General features: G+C 55.0%; 15 protein-coding genes, 2 tRNA genes, 1 other RNA gene, 1 pseudogene and 1 riboswitch. Of the genes and pseudogenes, 5 read left to right on the top strand and 14 right to left on the bottom strand.

Annotated features, from left to right (window positions below):
- Nucleotides 1-635 precede the first annotated feature (635 nt).
- From F3J28_RS04920 to rssA, 4 genes are all read right to left on the bottom strand, one after another.
- Nucleotides 636-1,976, bottom strand: a complete 1,341-nt coding sequence (locus tag F3J28_RS04920) for a UDP-glucose dehydrogenase family protein (RefSeq protein WP_166873320.1) — start codon at nucleotides 1,974-1,976, stop codon at nucleotides 636-638.
- Between the two features lie 24 nt (nucleotides 1,977-2,000).
- Nucleotides 2,001-2,909 (bottom strand): UTP--glucose-1-phosphate uridylyltransferase GalU, encoded by a 909-nt coding sequence (galU, locus tag F3J28_RS04915; RefSeq protein WP_008454237.1) that lies wholly within the window; start codon nucleotides 2,907-2,909, stop codon nucleotides 2,001-2,003.
- Between the two features lie 202 nt (nucleotides 2,910-3,111).
- On the bottom strand, nucleotides 3,112-4,125 hold the full coding sequence (gene rssB / locus F3J28_RS04910) for a two-component system response regulator RssB (RefSeq protein WP_166873317.1): 1,014 nt from the start codon (nucleotides 4,123-4,125) through the stop codon (nucleotides 3,112-3,114).
- 81 nt (nucleotides 4,126-4,206) lie between these two features.
- Nucleotides 4,207-5,115, bottom strand: a complete 909-nt coding sequence (gene rssA, locus F3J28_RS04905; protein ID WP_166873314.1) for a patatin-like phospholipase RssA — start codon at nucleotides 5,113-5,115, stop codon at nucleotides 4,207-4,209.
- Between the two features lie 114 nt (nucleotides 5,116-5,229).
- Between rssA and F3J28_RS04900 the strand changes: the two genes are divergently transcribed.
- The 5 genes from F3J28_RS04900 to F3J28_RS04880 all read left to right on the top strand — a co-directional run bounded on the left by F3J28_RS04900 (nucleotide 5,230) and on the right by F3J28_RS04880 (nucleotide 7,118).
- Complete coding sequence (locus F3J28_RS04900) at nucleotides 5,230-5,685, top strand: YchJ family protein (protein WP_166873311.1); 456 nt, start codon at nucleotides 5,230-5,232, stop codon at nucleotides 5,683-5,685.
- Between the two features lie 63 nt (nucleotides 5,686-5,748).
- A complete protein-coding gene (gene purU, locus F3J28_RS04895; RefSeq protein ID WP_008454230.1) occupies nucleotides 5,749-6,591 on the top strand; it encodes a formyltetrahydrofolate deformylase in 843 nt (280 codons plus the stop codon).
- A gap of 157 nt (nucleotides 6,592-6,748) precedes the next feature.
- Nucleotides 6,749-6,833, top strand: a tRNA-Tyr gene (locus F3J28_RS04890).
- Between the two features lie 43 nt (nucleotides 6,834-6,876).
- Nucleotides 6,877-7,007, top strand: a non-coding RNA gene (locus tag F3J28_RS04885) — RtT sRNA.
- 26 nt (nucleotides 7,008-7,033) lie between these two features.
- Nucleotides 7,034-7,118, top strand: a tRNA-Tyr gene (locus tag F3J28_RS04880).
- Nucleotides 7,119-7,631: 513 nt separating this feature from the next.
- On the opposite strand, the gene crcB is transcribed toward F3J28_RS04880, so the two are convergent.
- The 10 genes and pseudogenes from crcB to F3J28_RS04830 form a co-directional block, all read right to left on the bottom strand.
- Nucleotides 7,632-8,009: a fluoride efflux transporter CrcB gene (crcB, locus tag F3J28_RS04875; protein WP_008454228.1), complete on the bottom strand. Its 378-nt coding sequence runs from the start codon at nucleotides 8,007-8,009 to the stop codon at nucleotides 7,632-7,634.
- 54 nt (nucleotides 8,010-8,063) lie between these two features.
- Entirely contained in the window at nucleotides 8,064-9,353 is a 1,290-nt protein-coding gene (gene eno, locus F3J28_RS04870) for a phosphopyruvate hydratase (RefSeq protein WP_166873309.1), read from the bottom strand.
- 10 nt (nucleotides 9,354-9,363) lie between these two features.
- A complete protein-coding gene (locus F3J28_RS04865; RefSeq protein ID WP_166873305.1) occupies nucleotides 9,364-9,795 on the bottom strand; it encodes a universal stress protein in 432 nt (143 codons plus the stop codon).
- Complete coding sequence (locus F3J28_RS04860) at nucleotides 9,792-10,703, bottom strand: DHH family phosphoesterase (RefSeq protein WP_166873302.1); 912 nt, start codon at nucleotides 10,701-10,703, stop codon at nucleotides 9,792-9,794. Before F3J28_RS04860 ends, F3J28_RS04865 begins: the two co-directional genes overlap by 4 nt.
- Nucleotides 10,704-10,783: 80 nt before the next feature.
- A riboswitch (Fluoride riboswitch) is annotated at nucleotides 10,784-10,854 on the bottom strand.
- Between the two features lie 36 nt (nucleotides 10,855-10,890).
- Nucleotides 10,891-11,169, bottom strand: a pseudogene (locus F3J28_RS04855) (ArsC/Spx/MgsR family protein); the annotation flags it as partial.
- Nucleotides 11,170-11,265: 96 nt separating this feature from the next.
- Entirely contained in the window at nucleotides 11,266-11,607 is a 342-nt protein-coding gene (locus F3J28_RS04850) for a metalloregulator ArsR/SmtB family transcription factor (protein WP_166873296.1), read from the bottom strand.
- Nucleotides 11,608-11,740: 133 nt separating this feature from the next.
- Nucleotides 11,741-12,418, bottom strand: a complete 678-nt coding sequence (gene narI / locus F3J28_RS04845) for a respiratory nitrate reductase subunit gamma (protein ID WP_008454218.1) — start codon at nucleotides 12,416-12,418, stop codon at nucleotides 11,741-11,743.
- Complete coding sequence (narJ, locus tag F3J28_RS04840; RefSeq protein WP_166873294.1) at nucleotides 12,418-13,122, bottom strand: nitrate reductase molybdenum cofactor assembly chaperone; 705 nt, start codon at nucleotides 13,120-13,122, stop codon at nucleotides 12,418-12,420. The genes narI and narJ overlap by 1 nt, the downstream gene beginning before the upstream one ends.
- Nucleotides 13,119-14,657, bottom strand: coding sequence for a nitrate reductase subunit beta (gene narH, locus F3J28_RS04835; RefSeq protein WP_008454215.1), 1,539 nt, complete (start codon nucleotides 14,655-14,657; stop codon nucleotides 13,119-13,121). Before narH ends, narJ begins: the two co-directional genes overlap by 4 nt.
- Nucleotides 14,654-18,400, bottom strand: a complete 3,747-nt coding sequence (locus F3J28_RS04830; protein ID WP_166873290.1) for a nitrate reductase subunit alpha — start codon at nucleotides 18,398-18,400, stop codon at nucleotides 14,654-14,656. The genes narH and F3J28_RS04830 overlap by 4 nt, the downstream gene beginning before the upstream one ends.
- Nucleotides 18,401-18,420: the final 20 nt, after the last annotated feature.

The raw sequence follows: 18,420 nt of genomic DNA, 5'->3' as shown, positions 1-18,420 counted from the left end.
ACAATCCTATAACAGCTTACGTTTCTTTATTAATGAATCGTATTTAATATCTTTAGATACAATACCTGTCCTTTAGTACAGTTAATTTCTCCCGCTAATCATCAGGTTAAGCCTGACGCAGATTTATCTGACGTTAAGGTAATCCATTTCTCGGGCTGATATACTCCATAAGCGTTATCAACTAAAAATGTGGCGTTACTACATATAGTTGAATCCTTGCCTGAAGATCTCATGCCGAGAGATTATTGAGTATCCCATACGTTGCTTTTATCTCGCTTACGCCGAGACTGGTTCGCCCCACATACGCGCCGTGAAGTATATTAGTGCCACTTTTATCGCTCATATTTACACGGCCCATTGTTATCAGCGTTTAGTCGCTCGCTTATCTTTCTGCTTCAGATGCACCCTAATGTTCAAATAACGAGCACAGCGCTTGACCTTAACCCCGATAAAGGTTTTGTCCATCGAGCACGGCAGAATATTGCAGAAACACGGCTGAAAAGCCCTGTAGGAGCCTAATAGCGGGGATTTAAAATCTTAGGAGTGGTACGAGAAGGAGAACGTGACCGGCAGCGTACAGGCTCTCTGGTGCGCTGTCGTGCCGGTCACGATAAATAACAACAGACGGGCGTTATTTAAACAATATTAATGGAAGCACCGCGGCCGATTGCGTAATAAACAAAACCACGCTTATTCAGTCTTTCTGGATCATAAAGATTACGACCATCGAAGATGACCGGCTGCTTCAGGGATTTCTTCATCAGATCGAAATCCGGAGCCTTAAAGCTCTGCCACTCGGTACAAACCACAAGCGCATCAGCGCCCTGCAGGGCCGCTTCTTTGGTTCCCATCAGCCTTAAATCACTGCGGTGGCCGTAAATACGCTGAGTTTCATCCATGGCTTCTGGATCGAAAGCCTGAATCTCTGCGCCTCGTTCCCACAGTGCCTCAATCAGCACCCGGCTGGAGGCTTCACGCATATCGTCTGTATTAGGCTTGAAAGAAAGTCCCCAAAGCGCAAAGGTTTTGCCTTTCAAATCCTGGCCGAAGTGGCGGGTCACGAATTCAGGCAGCTTTTGCTTCTGAGCATAGTTAACCTCTTCGACCGCCTGCAGAATTTTTGGCGTGTAGCCAATCTGCTCTGCGGTGCGAATCAGCGCCTGAACATCTTTCGGGAAGCACGAGCCACCGTAGCCGCAGCCTGGATAGATGAAGCTGTAGCCAATCCGGGAATCAGACCCGATACCCATTCGCACTTTCTCGATGTCAGCCCCGAGACGTTCGGCCAGGTTAGCGATCTCGTTCATGAAGCTGATTTTGGTCGCCAGCATGCAGTTAGCGGCGTATTTGGTCAGCTCGGCGCTGCGGATATCCATCAGAATCATGCGATCGTGATTACGGTTGAACGGCTCATACAGCTCACGAAGCAGGTCAATAACCTCTTCGTTATCCGTCCCGATGACGATACGCTCAGGGCGCATGCAGTCGGCAACCGCGGCACCTTCTTTCAGGAACTCGGGGTTAGAAACCACATCAAAGTTAATCTCCAGACCGCGAGATTTCAGGGTTTCTTCCATCACCGCACGGACTTTGTCTGCCGTGCCAACGGGCACCGTTGACTTGTCGATGACGACTTTATGTGAATCCATGTACTGCGCAATGGTACGCGCAACGGAAGTCACGTATTTCAGGTCAGCGGAACCGTCTTCATCAGGCGGAGTCCCCACGGCGATATAGTGCATTTCGCCATGGTTGACGCCCTCTTCAGCATTGGTGCTGAACTGCAGGCGCCCTTCTTCATAATTTTTCTTCACCAACGGCGCAAGGCCTGGCTCAAAGATAGGGATTTCACCTTTTTTCAGGTTTTCCACTTTCTTTGCGTCCACGTCGATGCACATGACGTCATGCCCAACATCAGCGAGCACGGCGGCCTGGACTAAACCAACGTAGCCAATACCAAATACGGTAACTTTCATCTTACCATCCTGCGTTGAATTAACTTATTTCTTCGCGCCAACGGTGGCTTCAAGCCAGGTTTTAAAGTCTGCACCCAGCGTGTTATGACGAATACCGTACTCAACAAACGCCTGCATATAGCCCAGCTTGTTGCCGCAGTCGTGGCTCACGCCTTTCATGTGGTAGGCTTCAACGGTCTCTTTTTCCATCAGCATGGCGATAGAATCGGTGAGCTGAATTTCATCCCCGGCACCTGGAGGGGTTTTCGCCAGCAGCGGCCAGATATCCGCGCTCAGCACATAGCGTCCGACAACGGCCAGATTGGATGGCGCAACGTCAGCTTTAGGTTTCTCAACAATCCCGACCATTGGCACGCTGTCGCCCGCAGAAAGCGCAGCGCCTTTGCAGTCAACCACGCCATAAGCGGTTACATCCGCAACAGGTTCAACCATGATTTGGCTGTGTCCGGTTTCGTCAAAGCGGCGGATCATTTCGGCCAGGTTGTCCTGAGAAAGGTCGGATTCGAACTCATCCAGAATCACGTCCGGCAGGATCACCGCAACCGGCTCATCACCGACGACAGGATGTGCGCACATCACGGCGTGGCCCAGCCCTTTCGCCAGCCCCTGACGCACCTGCATAATGGTGACGTGCGGCGGGCAAATAGACTGCACTTCTTCCAGAAGCTGACGCTTAACGCGCTTCTCAAGCATGGCTTCCAGTTCAAAACTGGTGTCGAAGTGGTTCTCGATGGAATTTTTAGAAGAGTGGGTAACCAGCACAATCTCGGTAATACCGGCAGCGATACACTCATTAACGACATACTGAATCAGCGGTTTATCAACCAGCGGCAGCATCTCTTTTGGAATTGCCTTTGTTGCCGGCAACATACGCGTTCCCAACCCCGCTACCGGGATAACAGCTTTTCTTACTTTAGAATTAATGGCAGCCATTGAAAAAACCTCCAGGACTGTTCAAGTTTCACACTTGTCGTCAATTTAAAAACGCGGTTGAGTATATCAGCTTAAAAACGAAAACCGCCCCCCGTTTACTCCGGCAGCGGCTAATTTAAGACAAATACGATTAGGTTGGTCGCGATATTACCACCGCCGGGGTTCCAGGAAAAAAGCTAAATGTAATCAGTTGTTCCGTTGTTTATTCTGCAGACAACATCAGCCGTAAACGCCCACCGGAGCCCCACACCTGGCATTGCCAGGCTTCGCACCGCTGGCTGATTTGATTGAGGTAGGCATTGCCCAGCGTCCCCAACGGAACGCCGTTGCTGACCTGGATTTGGTGCTCGCCGGTATTTAATGTGGCATTAAGCCCGGCGGAGACCAGAATGAGGTTTTTTAATCCGCTGTGATAATAACCCACAATGAGCGGAAATTGTCCGTTCAGGTTTGCCTGACGCAATAGTTGATTGACCTGTTTTAGTAAATTACCCAGTTCAGGTAAACGCTGGCCCTGATGCGAAAGTTGTTCCTGTAATAATCCGTTGAATAACGCTCTGAGCAACAGCGCGGCTAATACACCGTTATCGCCAGCACGGGTAACGTCTAAACAATAAAAAGCCAGATCATTATCTGAAAGTGGCGCAATATCGAGCACCAGACCAGGCTGATCGACGGCAATTAACTGGCGATAATTTATTCGGCAGCGCGACATAACCTGCTGGACCGGCGGCTGCAGTTCTTGCAGCAGCTTCGATGCAGCCTGAGGATCCCGTGCCAGCGCATCCCAATCCTGAAACAGCCGCTCCTCCTCCTCTACCCGGGAATTAAACATTGTGGGGTAGATACAGGACAATACGGTCTCTTTTAATCGATTAAGATCTTTAATGGGTTTCAGCAACACATCCTGCACACCGAGCCGTAAAGCCTGGGCTATATCAGACATATTTTCCGTCGCTGAAATAACTAAAATGGGCGTTTGATTACCTTCGTTACGGATATGCTCCACCAGTTCAAGGCCATTCATTCGTGGCATCGCCAGGTCACAAATCAGCAGATCCGGCGTAAATTGCTCTAGCTTCTCAAGCGCATCCATTCCGTCCCAGGCAAGCAGCGTGCCCGCGCCAAGCGACGTCAAATAGCTGTCCAGCAGAGAGCGGAAAACGGGCTCGTCTTCAACAATGAGGATCTGCTTTCCTTCCAGCGGGTAACTCATGCGCTTTCCTCTGCCTGGCAATATTTCAATAGTGGCACGGTATCGCAACGAGCGCCTGTCAGAAACGGGTTAAGTATTAACTTAATCATGAGTACGAACCAGCGGCAGTAGCTCATCCATTTTTTTCTCAACCGCAAGGTAGCCTGCCGCGATAGCTTCGGACGCGCGATGAAAATCGAGGGTGGAAATTTGCGGGCAAAAGGGCTGCAGAAGAATATCGGGAGGATCGCCCGCCATGCGGTTACGCTTGAGGCGGTTTTCCAGCACCTGAATCGAGGTGGTCATAATTTCCATCGCCGTCGGCGTAACATTGGCCCGGCGGTGGGTCATTTTTCCCAGACGCTCCCGTAAACGACTGCGCCAGGACGCAGGCTGCGCCAGATTGTCCTCCCCGGCAGGCGTCATATTCACCGACAGCAGATCCTGCTGCATCAGGTGCGCATCGTGCTGCAAGTCGACCGCAATGACGATATCCGCCCCCAGCGCACGAGTGAGCGAAATCGGCACCGGATTAACAATAGCGCCATCCACCAGCCAGTAACCATTGTGCGCAACGGGAGACAGCAGCCCCGGCATGCTGCAGGAAGCGCGAATAGCCTGATGGAGGTCGCCGTCGGTAAACCACAGCTCTCGCCCGGTACTCAGGTTGGTGGCCACGGCACCAAATCTCATGCCACAGCCCTCAATAGCGGTTTCTGGAATGATTTTGCGAATATTGTTAAACACGCGTTCACCGCGGAGCAGCCCGCCGCGACGCCAGGAAAGATCCATCAGACGCAGGACATCCCAGTAGCTGAATGATCGCACCCATCGCTCCATCACCGGCAACCGCTGGCTGGCATAGGCGGCACCGACCAGCGCGCCGACGGAACACCCTGCCACGATATCAATCTGAATCCCTGCTTTTTTTAACGCATTGATAACGCCAATGTGCGCCCATCCTTTGGCCGCACCCGACCCTAATGCCAGGCCGATCTTTACCTGTCTCATCACGCCTCGGTCAATCTTCCCCGGTAATCACTCCGTGACGCCAACGCCACCGCTCAGTTAACATAAGTGCTGCCGTCGTATTATTGGCGTCGTTTATTTTTTCCTGGAGATATTATGTTGCAACTTTGTCCCTGTGGCAGCGGTTTGGAGTATAGCTTATGTTGCCAGCCTTACCTAAGCGCGGCCCAGCATCCGCAACGCCCGTCACAGCTTATGCGCTCTCGTTACACCGCTTTTGTGAAACAGGATGCGGATTATCTTGTTGCAAGCTGGCATGAGAGCTGCCGCCGTCCGTCGTTAAAATCAGAAATATCCAGCGGCTTCGGCGACACGGAATGGCTCGGCCTGACGATATATGAGGAAGCCGAAGGCAAAGATGCCAACGAAGGATTTGTCAGCTTTGCTGCCCGTTTTCAGGAAAACGGTAAGCAAAGCGCGATAATCGAACGCTCTCGTTTCGTCAGGGAAAGCGGTCAATGGTACTATATCGACGGCCTCCGCCCGCAGTTCGGTCGTAATGACCCCTGCCCTTGCGGTTCTGGAAAAAAATATAAAAAATGCTGCGGATGATAGCCTTCGCCGCATAACAGCATTATTGTTTCGCAAACACCGTTCAACAGGATTTATCTCTTCATGCAGGCATTACAACGTAAAGTTCTCCGCACAATCTGCCCCGATCAGAAGGGTCTCATCGCGCGAATCACTAACATTTGCTACAAACACGAACTCAATATTGTTCAGAACAACGAATTTGTCGATCATCGTACCGGCCGCTTCTTTATGCGTACCGAGCTTGAAGGCATTTTTAACGACACCACGCTGATGGCCGACCTGGACAGCGCGCTGCCGGAAGGCTCAATTCGTGAATTGACGCCTGCGGGCCGCCGTCGCATTGTAATTCTGGTCACCAAAGAAGCCCATTGCCTCGGCGATTTGCTGATGAAATCCACCTATGGCGGCCTGGACGTAGAAATCGCTGCCGTCATCGGCAATCACGAAACCCTACGTACCTTAGTGGAGCGTTTCGACATTCCGTTCCAGTTAGTCAGCCACGAAGGGATGACGCGCGAAGAGCACGACATGCAAATGGCCGATGCTATCGAAGCACATAAACCAGACTACGTCGTGCTGGCCAAATACATGCGCGTATTGACGCCTGAGTTTGTCGCCCGCTTCCCGAACCAGATAATCAACATCCATCACTCGTTCCTGCCGGCGTTTATCGGCGCACGCCCTTATCACCAGGCCTACGAACGCGGCGTGAAAATTATCGGCGCCACCGCGCATTACGTTAATGATAATCTGGACGAAGGCCCGATCATCATGCAGGACGTGATCCACGTCGATCACACCTACACCGCCGACGACATGATGCGTGCCGGGCGTGACGTAGAGAAAAATGTGCTAAGCCGGGCGCTCTACGAAGTGCTGGCCCAGCGAGTCTTCGTTTACGGCAACCGTACGATTATTCTCTAATCACCCAGAAAATGAATTGGTTAGCTTTGCGGCGCTCAGCGTAAAAAAACGGCAAACGATTCATTTTCCTCAAGTGAATGCTTTACAGCGGCGCTTCATTTGATATGATGCGCCCCGCTTCCACAGCGAAGCAGGCCAGTAACAAGCATTACCCCGTGGTGGGGTTCCCGAGCGGCCAAAGGGAGCAGACTGTAAATCTGCCGTCATCGACTTCGAAGGTTCGAATCCTTCCCCCACCACCATTATTCACCACAGCGATGTGGTAATACCGATGAGATGAGACAAAGTTTTCACTTATCGGGAAGGGTGAGAATCTTCGACCAAGGTTCAAATCGAGCGAAAGCGAGATAACGCTGCTAAAGCAGCGGCCCGAAGGGTGAGGAGTGAAGCGACGAATAATCCTTCCCCCACCACCATCTCAAAGTTCAAAGCATTAACCCCTGGCGGGGTTCCCGAGCGGCCAAAGGGAGCAGACTGTAAATCTGCCGTCATCGACTTCGAAGGTTCGAATCCTTCCCCCGCCACCATCTTCCTGAATAAATCCAAACCCAGAAGCTTACACCATCTTCCAGATCCCCGTTGGGGAAGGACGAGAAGCTTCGATTAAGGTTCGACTCACGTCAGTGAGAACGCACTTGTGCGGTCATCCTTCCCCCGCCACCATCTTCCAGAACAAATCCCAACTTCAGAACTCGCACAATCATCCAGATTCCCATTGGGGAAGGATGAGAAGCTTCGATTAAGGTTCGACTCACGTTAGTGAGAACGCACTTGTGCGGTCATCCTTCCCCCACCACCATCTTCCAGAACAAATCCCAACTTCAGAACTCGCACAATCATCCAGATTCCCATTGGGGGAGGACGAGAAGCTTCGATTAAGGTTCGACTCACGTCAGTGAGAACGCACTTGTGCGGTCATCCTTCCTCTGCCTCCCTATTCCTGGCACCCGGGTTAATACTCTTATAAAACGCCATTCTCTGTTGTTCTCTAAGAATAAAAAAGGCGAGCCAAACTCAGGCCCGCCAGTTGTACAGCCCGATTACATCACGGCATTTATGACAAAGAAACCGACAGCGGTCATTAACAGTGAACCCAGTACGTGAGCGAAAACGGACGCCATCGCCCAAGCATAATTCCCCCCCTGCAGCAGCGAAAACAGCTCAACAGAGAACGTTGAAAAAGTACTCATGCCGCCGCACAGGCCGGTGGTAATCAACAACTTCCAGCCGGGATCGAGCTGCGGCTGACGCAGAAAGAAAGCCATAGCACCACCGATAATCAACCCGGCCAACAGGTTGACCGCCAGCGTACCGAGGGGCAAATGAGGGAAAAGGCCATTCAGACGTAACGCAAGGAGCCAGCGAATAACGCACCCAGCCGAGCCGCCAACAATAACTGCAAACAGTGGTTTAACCATATTTCCCTCAAAAAAATCTAAACGATACAGTGTTGTTAAATAAGAACTTTGCTTTTATCTTTCATGAATAAAAGCGCTACGTCCGGCAAAATGTGCATCTGCGCCTAGCGCCTGTTCAATTCGCATCAACTGATTATATTTTTCTACCCTTTCGCCCCGACAAGGCGCGCCGGTTTTCAGGTGCCCCGCACGCAGGGCAACCGTCATGTCGGCAATAAAGCTGTCCGTCGTTTCACCGCTGCGGTGCGAAATGAACGTTCCCCAGCCGTGCTGCTGGCAAAGTGCCACCGCGTCAAAGGTTTCGCTCAGGGTGCCTATCTGGTTCAGCTTGATCAGCGCCGCGTTAGCCAGGTTCTCTTCTATGCCACGTCGGATGTATTTCACGTTAGTGACGAACAGATCGTCCCCCACCAGCTCAACCCTGTTGCCCAATTTTTGGTTCAGGTGCTTCCAGCCTGCCCAGTCATTCTCGGCCAGCCCATCTTCAAGCAGCACAACAGGAAACTGGCCCAGCAGCTCGGCATAATAGCTCGTCATCTCTTCGGCGCTAAGCGTGCTTTTTTCCGTTCTTAGGTGGTATTTACCCTCGGTATAGAATTCGCTGGAAGCGGGATCGATACAGATGCTGATATCTTCCCCTGGCCGGTAGCCCGCTTTCTCAATCGCCTGCACGATAAACTGCAAAGGTTGTTTATTAGAGGACACCGCCGGGGCAAATCCGCCTTCGTCACCCACGGCTGCAGAAAGATTGTTATCCAGCAGGATCTGGCGAAGCGCCTGGTAGACTTCGCTCCCCTGGCGCACGGCTTCGGTCAGGCTGGCCGCACCATGCGGCGCAATCATAAACTCCTGAAAATCCGCTCCCTGCCCCCGGGCATGCACCCCGCCGTTAACAATATTCATGCAGGGAACCGGCAGCAGGTTCGCCCTCAGCCCACCGAGATAGCGAAACAGCGGCTGGCCGGTTACCTGAGCTGCAAGCCGCGCGGCGGCCAAAGAAACACCGAGAATGGCGTTAGCCCCCAACCGTGCCTTGTTTTCCGTGCCGTCCAGCGCCAGCAGAATATTATCCACCCGCCGCTGTTCACGGGCATCAACGCCCGCAAGCGCCTGATGAATTTCGGTATTGATCGAATGCACTGCGTTCTGCACCCCCTTGCCGTTGTAGCGCTGTTTATCGCCATCCCGTCGCTCAATGGCCTCCCTTGAACCGGTGCTGGCACCGGACGGAACCGAGGCCCGGGCCATAACACCCTCTGTGGTATAAGCATCAACTTCAACGGTCGGGTTCCCACGAGAATCCAAAATTTCACGAGCAACTATTTTATCCAGCGTAAAATTCATGGTGATTACCTCATTTTTTGCCATCGATATGTTTAATCAGCACGTCAACATTCAGATGATTGACGTATTGCATCGAGTCAGAAGCGATCTGCCCCAGCCAGCGGTTGCGGTGCCCGGCCAGCACCAGGTCCACATCCAGTGAAGAAATGCATTTTTCAACGTCTTCAAAGCGGTTCAACGTCACCAGCTCCCGCGTTTTTACCGGCACGTTGACCGAGCGCACCAGCTCGCTAAACAACGCTTTCGCCTGAATCAGGTCGGCAGAAACGTTGTCATCCATTCGCGCATCGGAGACGTAATTCATCTCCCGGTAGTCTTCGCTGATGTGGACGAGGGTGATTTGGACGGGCAGCGCCCCGGCAAGGCGAGCGGCATGTTGAATCAGCACCTGTCCGTCGGTCTTGCCCTGAATAAGTACGAGAACGTGGGAGTAGAGGTTCATAGCGGGCTCCTGGCGGGATTGAGCTGGCTTTGCAGCCAGGGGAGAAGCTGTTTTTTGCGGCTCATCATGCCCGGCATCACGCGGGGCTGCGCCCCAGGCATCAATGAAGAGGTGGAGAAATAGAGTTCAGATGCACAAGCATTAATATCGGTCACCATCAACACGACAAGATCGACATCGGCGTCGACCGCATGCAGATTCATTTCTTCCAGCAGAGCATCCAGTTGAGGAGCAAGTTGCGTTAGAGAGTAGAGTTCCAGCTGCGCAATTTTTAGCCGAACACCATTGATGTCAAAACGCTTGAGATCTTTGTGCAGCAGCTCCCTCGCGCTCAGCCCGGCCACAGAGGTCTTGGCCGTGAGCAGGTCGGCAATAAACTCTTCATAATCGATACCGATGCGCCCGGCCAGCCCATCCGCCGCCAGCCTATCCTCAGGTGTGGTCGTGGGCGAACGTAGCGCGACGGTGTCACTGAGCAGCGCGCCCAGGAGCAAAATAGCCTCGCTGGCAGAGATCCCGGCCCGAAGTCGGGCGTCCATAAGCTGCCAGATCACCGTGGCCGTGCTGCCTACGGGTTTGATGCACACCTCCGGCGGCAACCGGGTAATCAGCCCGCCCAAACGGTGATGATCGATGATCCCAACAATATTGCCGGTGATAAGCGAGTCTGGCCCTTGCCCTGGCTCGTTAAAATCCACCAGCCAGATGTCTTTGTTGCTCAGAGAAGACGAGAGAAGCCCGGGCAGAGGAAGTGCGGCACGGGAGAAAATCAGTTCAGTTTCACGGTTAACCTCGCCGCAGCGCCACGCCTGTGCCGTGCGGCCCCGCAGCGTTAACCAGCGAGCAACCATCACGGCGCTGCAAACGGCATCGCTGTCGGGATGAAGGTGACCAATAACATGTATCATGGCTCGAGCCCCGTTAAGGGAAGCATGCAGAGCCGGGGGGTAAACGTTGACCAGCCTGACATGCCTCTTGGATTAAAAGAGTCATACCAGGCGTCATCAGCCTCTGAACGAGGCGGTTGGGGGAAGGTGGAACGCCATCACCTTGCGAAGTATTGTGAACCCTTCCCCTCAGGGTTTCAAGCGGGTTTTACGGTTTCAAGCGCTGGCCCTGCTCATCCACAACCGGCTCGCCGTCCTCTTTACTGAACGCACCCTGCTGCCCTTCAGGCAGGATATCCAGCACGCGTTCCGAAGGGCGGCAAAGTCTCGTCCCCCGTTCAGTCACCACAATCGGGCGGTTAATTAACAGCGGGTACTGCACCATCAACGCAATGAGTCGCTCCTCGCTGAATTGCCCTTTCTCCAGCCCTAAAACTTCATAAGGCTCAACGTTTTTGCGCAGCAGTTCACGGGCGCCGATTGCCATGAAGAAATAGCGTTCCTGCTAAAAACATGTTCACTCCCGCTTCAGTAAAACAACGCCATCATATGTGAAAAAACGAATGTGTTTAGTTAAATTTTTTTACTGGCAAAGTGCCATAGCCCCGCTAGTCTCTATGCGTTTCAAACGCTCCAGCACTTCATGGCCCTGGCTTTGCCAGGCCTGCTCAATGACCGCCGCCGCCCACGCGGGCATGTGGGGTGAAAGGCGATAATAAACCCATTTCCCCTCTCTTCTGTCCTGCAGCAAACCGCCCTCGCGCAGCATCGCCAAATGCCGGGAGACCTTAGGCTGCGGCAGGTCCAGCACAGCAGTTAGTTCGCAGACGCAAAGCTCGCTTTTCGCTCTTAGCAGCAGAGTGATAGCCAGCCGGGTTTCTTCCGATAAATGTTTAAAAAGCTGTAAAGGCGTCAGGGCAGTCATGGTGAGATCTCTTGAAAAGACGCTGCCATAGTAAAGCTCACGGCGTTAAAGTCAACTTTCATATTCGAAAAAACAAATTTGTTTATCGTGTAAAAAGCCCGGCATAAACCGGGCTTGTGATCGTTCATGCAGACTAGCGGCGAGCGCGAACAATCTGGTATTTGCGCGTCAGGTATTCCACCGGCGCGCTCCAGATATGCACGAGGCGCGAGAACGGGAACAGCAGGAACAGCGTCATGCCCAGCACCAGATGAACGCGGAAAATAAACGCCACGCCGTCGAGGTAGTCAGATGCGCCACCGCGGAAGGTGACCACGTGCTGCGCCCAGTTCACCAGCTTCATCATTTCGCTGCCGTCCATATGCTGGGCGGAGAACGGAATAGTGCCGAGGCCCAGCGCACACTGGAGCATCAGCAGGCTAAGGATCAGGATATCGGCCCCTGTGGTGGTAGCGCGAACGCGTGGGCTGAACAGGCGACGCTTCAGCAGCAGCAGGCCGCCCACCAGCGTCATCACGCCGCTGGCTCCCCCGGCAAACATGGCCATTTTCTGTTTAATTTCTAGCGGCAAAAACGCCTCGTACATCCAGTGCGGCGTCAGCATGCCAAGGAAGTGCCCGGCAAAGATCCCAAGAATACCGAAATGAAACAGATTTGAGGCCAGGTTCATGCCCTTGCGATCCAGCATCTGGCTGGACGCTGCGCGCCAGGTGTACTGCCCGTAGTCATAGCGCAGCCAGCTGCCAATCAGGAACACGGCACCGCAAAGGTACGGGTAGATATCAAAGAAGAAGACGTTGAGAAAATGCATTATTTCCCTCCTGCTATATTCAGGTACTGCGGAGCCACCGCCCCGGCAAAACGGCGCTGGTGTGCGGTAATGTCAGTCTCTCCGCAGCTGTCATCGGCCATGAATTTCACCTGCTCCTCTTCCCACACCGCATCCAGCGCCTGAGGCGTGTCGTCGCGCGCTTCGTTAGCAATTTGCTGGCGGACCGTTTCGACGTTGACGTCGCTTTCAGCCAGAGCAATCAGCAGATCGAAGAGCAGCGCATAGTCGCTCTCACGCTGTTTCAGACGCGCGCTGAGCAAAGCCAGGATCGGCGCGATGTCCTGCAGCCCGCCCTGCGCTTCTGCCCGCGTGCGCTGGGACAGGTATTCCAGATAAAGCGGCAGATGGTCCGGCAGTTCGCGGCTGTCAATTTCCAGGCCGGCCTGCTGATACTGGTTCATCAGGTTAACCATCGCCTGGCCCCGATCGCGCGATTCACCGTGAACGTGCTCGAAGAGCAACAGCGAAGTGGCTCTGCCCCGGTCGAATAGCTCGCTGTAGCTGGATTGCGCGTCCAGCAGCTCCCGCTGGCAGAGTGAGTCGATAAACCCATCCAGACTGGCGCGCTGCATTTCCGTCAATGTCTCGCTTTGGGCCAGCGCCTCATGCAGCTCCTGATGATGCTGCCACAGGGCAGCATCCGGGTACTCCAGCAGGCGGGAGATAATCAGTAGTTCAATCATGGATGCGGCTCCGTTTTGCTCGAGACGTCGATAGCGTCAATCCGACGGCTGTTGAACAGATTGAATTTGGTGTCGCTGCCGTGACAGCCGTCGCCAAAGCTAAAGCCACAGCCGCTGTGCTCAGGGAAAGAGTTCTCAGCCAGTTCGCGATGGCTGGTCGGCACCACAAAACGATCTTCGTAGTTAGCGATAGCCAGGTAGCGGTACATCTCCTGCGCCTGAGCTTCGGTTAGCCCCACCTCTTCCAGCGCGCGCGTGTCGATCACGCCTTCAACGGTTTCAGCACGTTTGTAGTGACGCATCGCCATCATGCGCTTCAGCGCCCGCAGCACCGGCGCAGTGTCCCCGGCGGTCAGCAGGTTGGCCAGGTACTCCACCGGAATACGCAGGCTTTCGACGTCAGGCAGAATGCCGGTGTGCGGCAGCTGGCCCGCATCGCTCGCGGACTGAATCGGCGACAGCGGCGGCACGTACCAGACCATCGGCAGCGTGCGATATTCCGGGTGCAGCGGCAGAGCCAGCTTCCAGTCCATCGCCATTTTGTACACCGGCGACTGCTGAGCCGCCGTAATAACTCCCTGCGGGATACCGTCTTTCAGCGCTTGCGCAATGACCGCCGGATCGTTCGGATCCAGGAATACGTCCAGCTGGCGCTGATACAGATCTTTCTCGTTTTCCGTGCTGGCCGCCTGCTCAATCGCATCGGCGTCATACAGCAGCACGCCGAGGTAGCGAATACGTCCTACACAGGTTTCTGAGCAGACCGTCGGCATCCCCGCTTCAATGCGCGGGTAGCAGAAGATGCACTTCTCGGACTTGCCGCTTTTCCAGTTGAAGTAGATTTTTTTGTACGGGCAGCCGGTGATGCACATCCGCCAGCCGCGGCATTTATCCTGATCAATCAGCACAATGCCGTCTTCTTCGCGCTTGTAGATGGCCCCGCTCGGACAGGTGGCGACGCAGGCCGGGTTCAGGCAGTGCTCGCACAGGCGCGGCAGGTACATCATGAAGGTGTTTTCGAACTGGCCGTACATCGCCTTTTGCATATTGACGAAGTTCTGGTCCTGCGCGCGTTTTTCAAATTCGCCGCCAAGCAGCTCTTCCCAGTTCGGACCAGCTTCGATTTTGTTCATCCGCTGGCCGGTAATCAGCGAGCGAGGCCGGGCCACGGGCTGCGCTTTGCTGCCCTCCGGCGCGGTGTGCAGGTTCTGGTAGTCGTAGTCAAACGGCTCGTAATAATCATCGATCCCCGGTAAATGCGGGTTAGCGAAGATTTTACCCAGCAGCATCGCGCGGTTGCCCATGCGGGGCTGCAGCTTGCCGTTGATTTTGCGGATCCAGCCCCCCTTCCATTTGTCCTGGTTTTCCCAGTCGTTTGGGTAGCCCAGGCCAGGCTTGGTTTCCACGTTGTTAAACCACGCGTACTCCGTTCCTTCGCGGCTGGTCCAGACGTTTTTGCAGGTCACCGAGCAGGTATGGCAGCCGATGCATTTGTCCAGATTCAGCACCATGCCAATTTGTGAACGAATTTTCATTTTACGCTCTCCTGTACCTGGTCATTGCCTTCGCCGTCTAACCAGTTAATCTCTTTCATTTTGCGAACCACCACGAACTCATCGCGGTTAGAGCCGACCGTGCCGTAATAGTTAAAGCTGTAGGCCAGCTGGGCGTAGCCGCCAATCATGTGGGTTGGCTTCAGCGTGATGCGGGTCACCGAGTTATGAATGCCGCCGCGCTGGCCGGTGATTTCAGAGCCCGGCAGGTTCATGATGCGTTCCTGCGCGTGATACATCATCGTCATCCCGGCCGGGACGCGCTGGCTCACTACCGCACGCGCCGTCAGCGCCCCGTTTTTGTTAAACACTTCAACCCAGTCGTTATCGGCGATGCCGATTTCCTTCGCGTCCGCTTCACACAGCCAGATAATCGGGCCACCACGCCCCAGTGTTAGCATCAACAAGTTGTCGCTGTAGGTGGAGTGGATGCCCCACTTCTGGTGCGGCGTCAGGAAGTTAAGCGCTTTTTCCGGGTTGCCGTTGGACTTGTGGCCCATCATGCCTTCGACGGAACGGGTATCAATCGGCGGACGGTACACCACCAGGCTCTCGCCAAAGTCGCGCATCCACTGATGATCCTGATAAAGCTGCTGGCGGCCGGACAGGGTACGCCACGGGATCAGCTCGTGAACGTTGGTATAGCCCGCGTTATAGGACACATGTTCGTCTTCCAGACCAGACCAGGTCGGGCTGGAGATAATTTTGCGCGGCTGAACCTGAATGTCGCGGAAGCGAATCTTCTCTTCTTCTTTCGGCAATGCGAGGTGCGTGTGATCGCGACCGGTAAATTCACCGAGCGCGGCCCAGGCTTTCACCGCCACCTGGCCGTTGGTTTCCGGCGCCAGGCTGAGCACAACCTCGGCGGCATCAATGGCCGTGTTGATCATAGGCTGGCCTTTAGCCGGGCCGTCGGTCTTCACGTAGTTGAGCTTGCGCAGGAACTCGACTTCTTTTTCGGTATTCCAGCTAATGCCTTTCCCGCCGTTGCCCATTTTTTCCAACAACGGCCCTACGGAGGTAAAGCGTTCGTACGTCGCCGGATAGTCGCGCTCGACGGCGATAATGTGCGGCGCGGTTTTGCCCGGGATCAGGTCACATTCGCCTTTCTTCCAGTCCATGACGCCATACGGCTGAGCCAGTTCAGCGGCGGAGTCGTGCTGAATCGGCAGCGTCACAACATCGGTCTCTTTGCCGAGGTGCCCGACGCAAACTTCCGAGAACTTCTTCGCAATACCTTTGTAGATTTCCCAATCGCTCTTCGACTCCCAGCAAGGATCGACGGCGGCGGAGAACGGGTGAATAAACGGATGCATATCCGAGGTATTCAGATCTTCTTTCTCATACCAGGTGGCGGTCGGCAGCACAATGTCGGAATACAGGCAGGTGCTCGACAGGCGGAAGTCCAGGGTGACCACCAGATCCAGCTTGCCGTCCAGGCCGTTATCGACCCATTCCACCTCCTCCGGCATCAGCCCGCCTTCCTGGCCCAGATCTTTCCCCTGAATGCCGTGCTCGGTGCCCAGCAGGTATTTGAGCATAAATTCATGCCCCTTCCCGGAAGAGCCCAGCAGGTTCGAGCGCCAGATAAACATGTTGCGCGGGTGGTTATAGCCGGAGTCCGGCTGCTCCGCCGCAAAGCGGATGCCGCCGGATTTAAGTTGTTCAACGGTGTAATCCACCGGCGACATTCCGGCCTCTTTTGCCCGGTCAGCAATGCGCAGCGGGTTAGTGCCAAGCTGCGGCGCAGACGGCAGCCAGCCCATGCGTTCGGCGCGCACGTTGAAGTCGATCAGGTGGCCGGTGTAGCGGGACTTATCCGCCAGCGGCGACAGGAACTCATCCGCCGTCACCGTCTCGTAGCGCCACTGGCTGGAGTGGTTATAGAAGTAGGAGGTGCTGTTCATGTGGCGCGGCGGGCGCTGCCAGTCGAGGGCAAACGCCAGCGGCATCCAGCCGGTCTGCGGACGCAGTTTTTCCTGACCGACGTAGTGGCCCCAGCCGCCGCCGCTCTGCCCGATGCTGCCGCAGAAGATCAGCATATTGATCAGCCCGCGGTAGGCCATATCCATATGGAACCAGTGGTTCACACCCGCGCCAACGATAATCATCGAGCGGCCGTGAGTTTTGTCCGCGTTATCCGCGAACTCACGGGCAATGCGCACGATATCCTGGCGAGGCACGCCGGTGATCTGCTCAGCCCAGGCTGGTGTATAGGCCTTCATTTCATCGTAGCTGCTGGCGCAGTTATCATCGTTCAGGCCGCGATCCAGACCGTAGTTGGCCAGGGTGAGATCGTAGACCGTTGCCACCAGCACGCTTGAGCCGTCCGCCAGCTGCAGGCGTTTAACCGGCAGCTTATGCAGCAGTACGTCCTTCAGTTTGACGTTGTCGAAATGCTCGGTGCTCTCACCGCCAAAGTACGGGAAGCCCACCTCGGCAACTTCATCATGGCTGCCCAGCAGGCTCAGGCGCAGCGCGGTTTCTTCCCCGGTGCTGCCGTCACGCTGCTCGAGGTTCCACTTGCCTTTTTCACCCCAGCGGAAGCCAATGGATCCGTTAGGTGCAACCAGCTCGCCGGACCGATCGGCCAGCGCCACGGTTTTCCACTGCGGATTATTTTCCTGGCCGAGACTGTCGACCAGGTCTGCCGCACGCAGCAAATTCGCCGGGGCATAGAAGCCGTCACGGGCTTCCAGCGTCACCAGCATCGGCATATCGGTGTAGCGACGAACGTAGTCGGTGAAGTACTGGCTTGGTTTGTCGAGATGGAACTCGCGCAGCATAACGTGGCCCATCGCCATCGCCACCGCGGCATCCGTCCCCTGCTTCGGCGCCAGCCACTGGTCGCACAGCTTGGAGATTTCCGCATAGTCCGGCGTGACGGCAACCGTTTTGGTGCCTTTGTAGCGGACTTCGGTGAAGAAGTGGGCGTCCGGGGTACGCGTCTGCGGAACGTTAGAGCCCCAGGCGATGATGTAACCGGCGTTGTACCAGTCCGCGGACTCCGGTACGTCAGTCTGCTCGCCCCAGGTTTGCGGAGACGCTGGCGGCAGGTCGCAGTACCAGTCGTAGAAGCTCATGCAGGTGCCGCCGATAAGCGACAGATAGCGGGTGCCTGCGGCGTAAGAAACCATCGACATGGCCGGGATCGGCGAGAAGCCGGTGATGCGGTCCGGGCCGTAGGTTTTTGCGGTATAGACGTTCGCCGCCGCGATCAGCTCGTTAACCTCTTCCCAGGTCGAACGAACAAATCCCCCGCGGCCACGAGCCTGTTTGTAACTTTTGGCTTTGTCGGGATCGTTAATGATCGATGCCCAGGCTTCAACCGGATCGTTATGCTGCGTTTTCGCTTCGCGCCACAGCTTGATCAGACGTTTACGCATCTGCGGGTACTTCAGGCGGTTGGCGCTGTAGAGATACCATGAGTAGCTTGCCCCGCGCGGGCAGCCGCGAGGTTCGTGGTTCGGCATATCCGGGCGGGTACGCGGGTAGTCCGTTTGCTGGGTTTCCCAGGTCACCAGGCCGCTTTTGACATAAATCTTCCAGCTGCAGGAGCCGGTACAGTTCACGCCATGCGTGGAGCGCACCACTTTGTCATGCTGCCAGCGCTGGCGATACCCTTCTTCCCAGTCGCGATTGGTATCGAGTAGCTGGCCGTGTCCATTGGCGAAGGTTTCTCCCTTCTGCCTGAAATAACGAAACCGGTCGAGGAACTTGCTCATCGGGATACTCCTGATGTGGA

It is taken from the genome of Enterobacter sp. Ap-1006 (assembly GCF_011752835.1).
GTDB lineage: Bacteria > Pseudomonadota > Gammaproteobacteria > Enterobacterales > Enterobacteriaceae > Cedecea.
This window is presented reverse-complemented; position numbering and strand designations above follow the sequence as displayed.

Coding starts and splice junctions, on each gene's coding strand:
- F3J28_RS04920 (WP_166873320.1), bottom strand. CDS start 1,976: ATGAAAGTTACCGTATTTGGTATTGGCTACGTTGGTTTAGTCCAGGCC.
- galU (WP_008454237.1), bottom strand. CDS start 2,909: ATGGCTGCCATTAATTCTAAAGTAAGAAAAGCTGTTATCCCGGTAGCG.
- rssB (WP_166873317.1), bottom strand. CDS start 4,125: ATGAGTTACCCGCTGGAAGGAAAGCAGATCCTCATTGTTGAAGACGAG.
- rssA (WP_166873314.1), bottom strand. CDS start 5,115: ATGAGACAGGTAAAGATCGGCCTGGCATTAGGGTCGGGTGCGGCCAAA.
- F3J28_RS04900 (WP_166873311.1), top strand. CDS start 5,230: ATGTTGCAACTTTGTCCCTGTGGCAGCGGTTTGGAGTATAGCTTATGT.
- purU (WP_008454230.1), top strand. CDS start 5,749: ATGCAGGCATTACAACGTAAAGTTCTCCGCACAATCTGCCCCGATCAG.
- crcB (WP_008454228.1), bottom strand. CDS start 8,009: ATGGTTAAACCACTGTTTGCAGTTATTGTTGGCGGCTCGGCTGGGTGC.
- eno (WP_166873309.1), bottom strand. CDS start 9,353: ATGAATTTTACGCTGGATAAAATAGTTGCTCGTGAAATTTTGGATTCT.
- F3J28_RS04865 (WP_166873305.1), bottom strand. CDS start 9,795: ATGAACCTCTACTCCCACGTTCTCGTACTTATTCAGGGCAAGACCGAC.
- F3J28_RS04860 (WP_166873302.1), bottom strand. CDS start 10,703: ATGATACATGTTATTGGTCACCTTCATCCCGACAGCGATGCCGTTTGC.
- F3J28_RS04850 (WP_166873296.1), bottom strand. CDS start 11,607: ATGACTGCCCTGACGCCTTTACAGCTTTTTAAACATTTATCGGAAGAA.
- narI (WP_008454218.1), bottom strand. CDS start 12,418: ATGCATTTTCTCAACGTCTTCTTCTTTGATATCTACCCGTACCTTTGC.
- narJ (WP_166873294.1), bottom strand. CDS start 13,122: ATGATTGAACTACTGATTATCTCCCGCCTGCTGGAGTACCCGGATGCT.
- narH (WP_008454215.1), bottom strand. CDS start 14,657: ATGAAAATTCGTTCACAAATTGGCATGGTGCTGAATCTGGACAAATGC.
- F3J28_RS04830 (WP_166873290.1), bottom strand. CDS start 18,400: ATGAGCAAGTTCCTCGACCGGTTTCGTTATTTCAGGCAGAAGGGAGAA.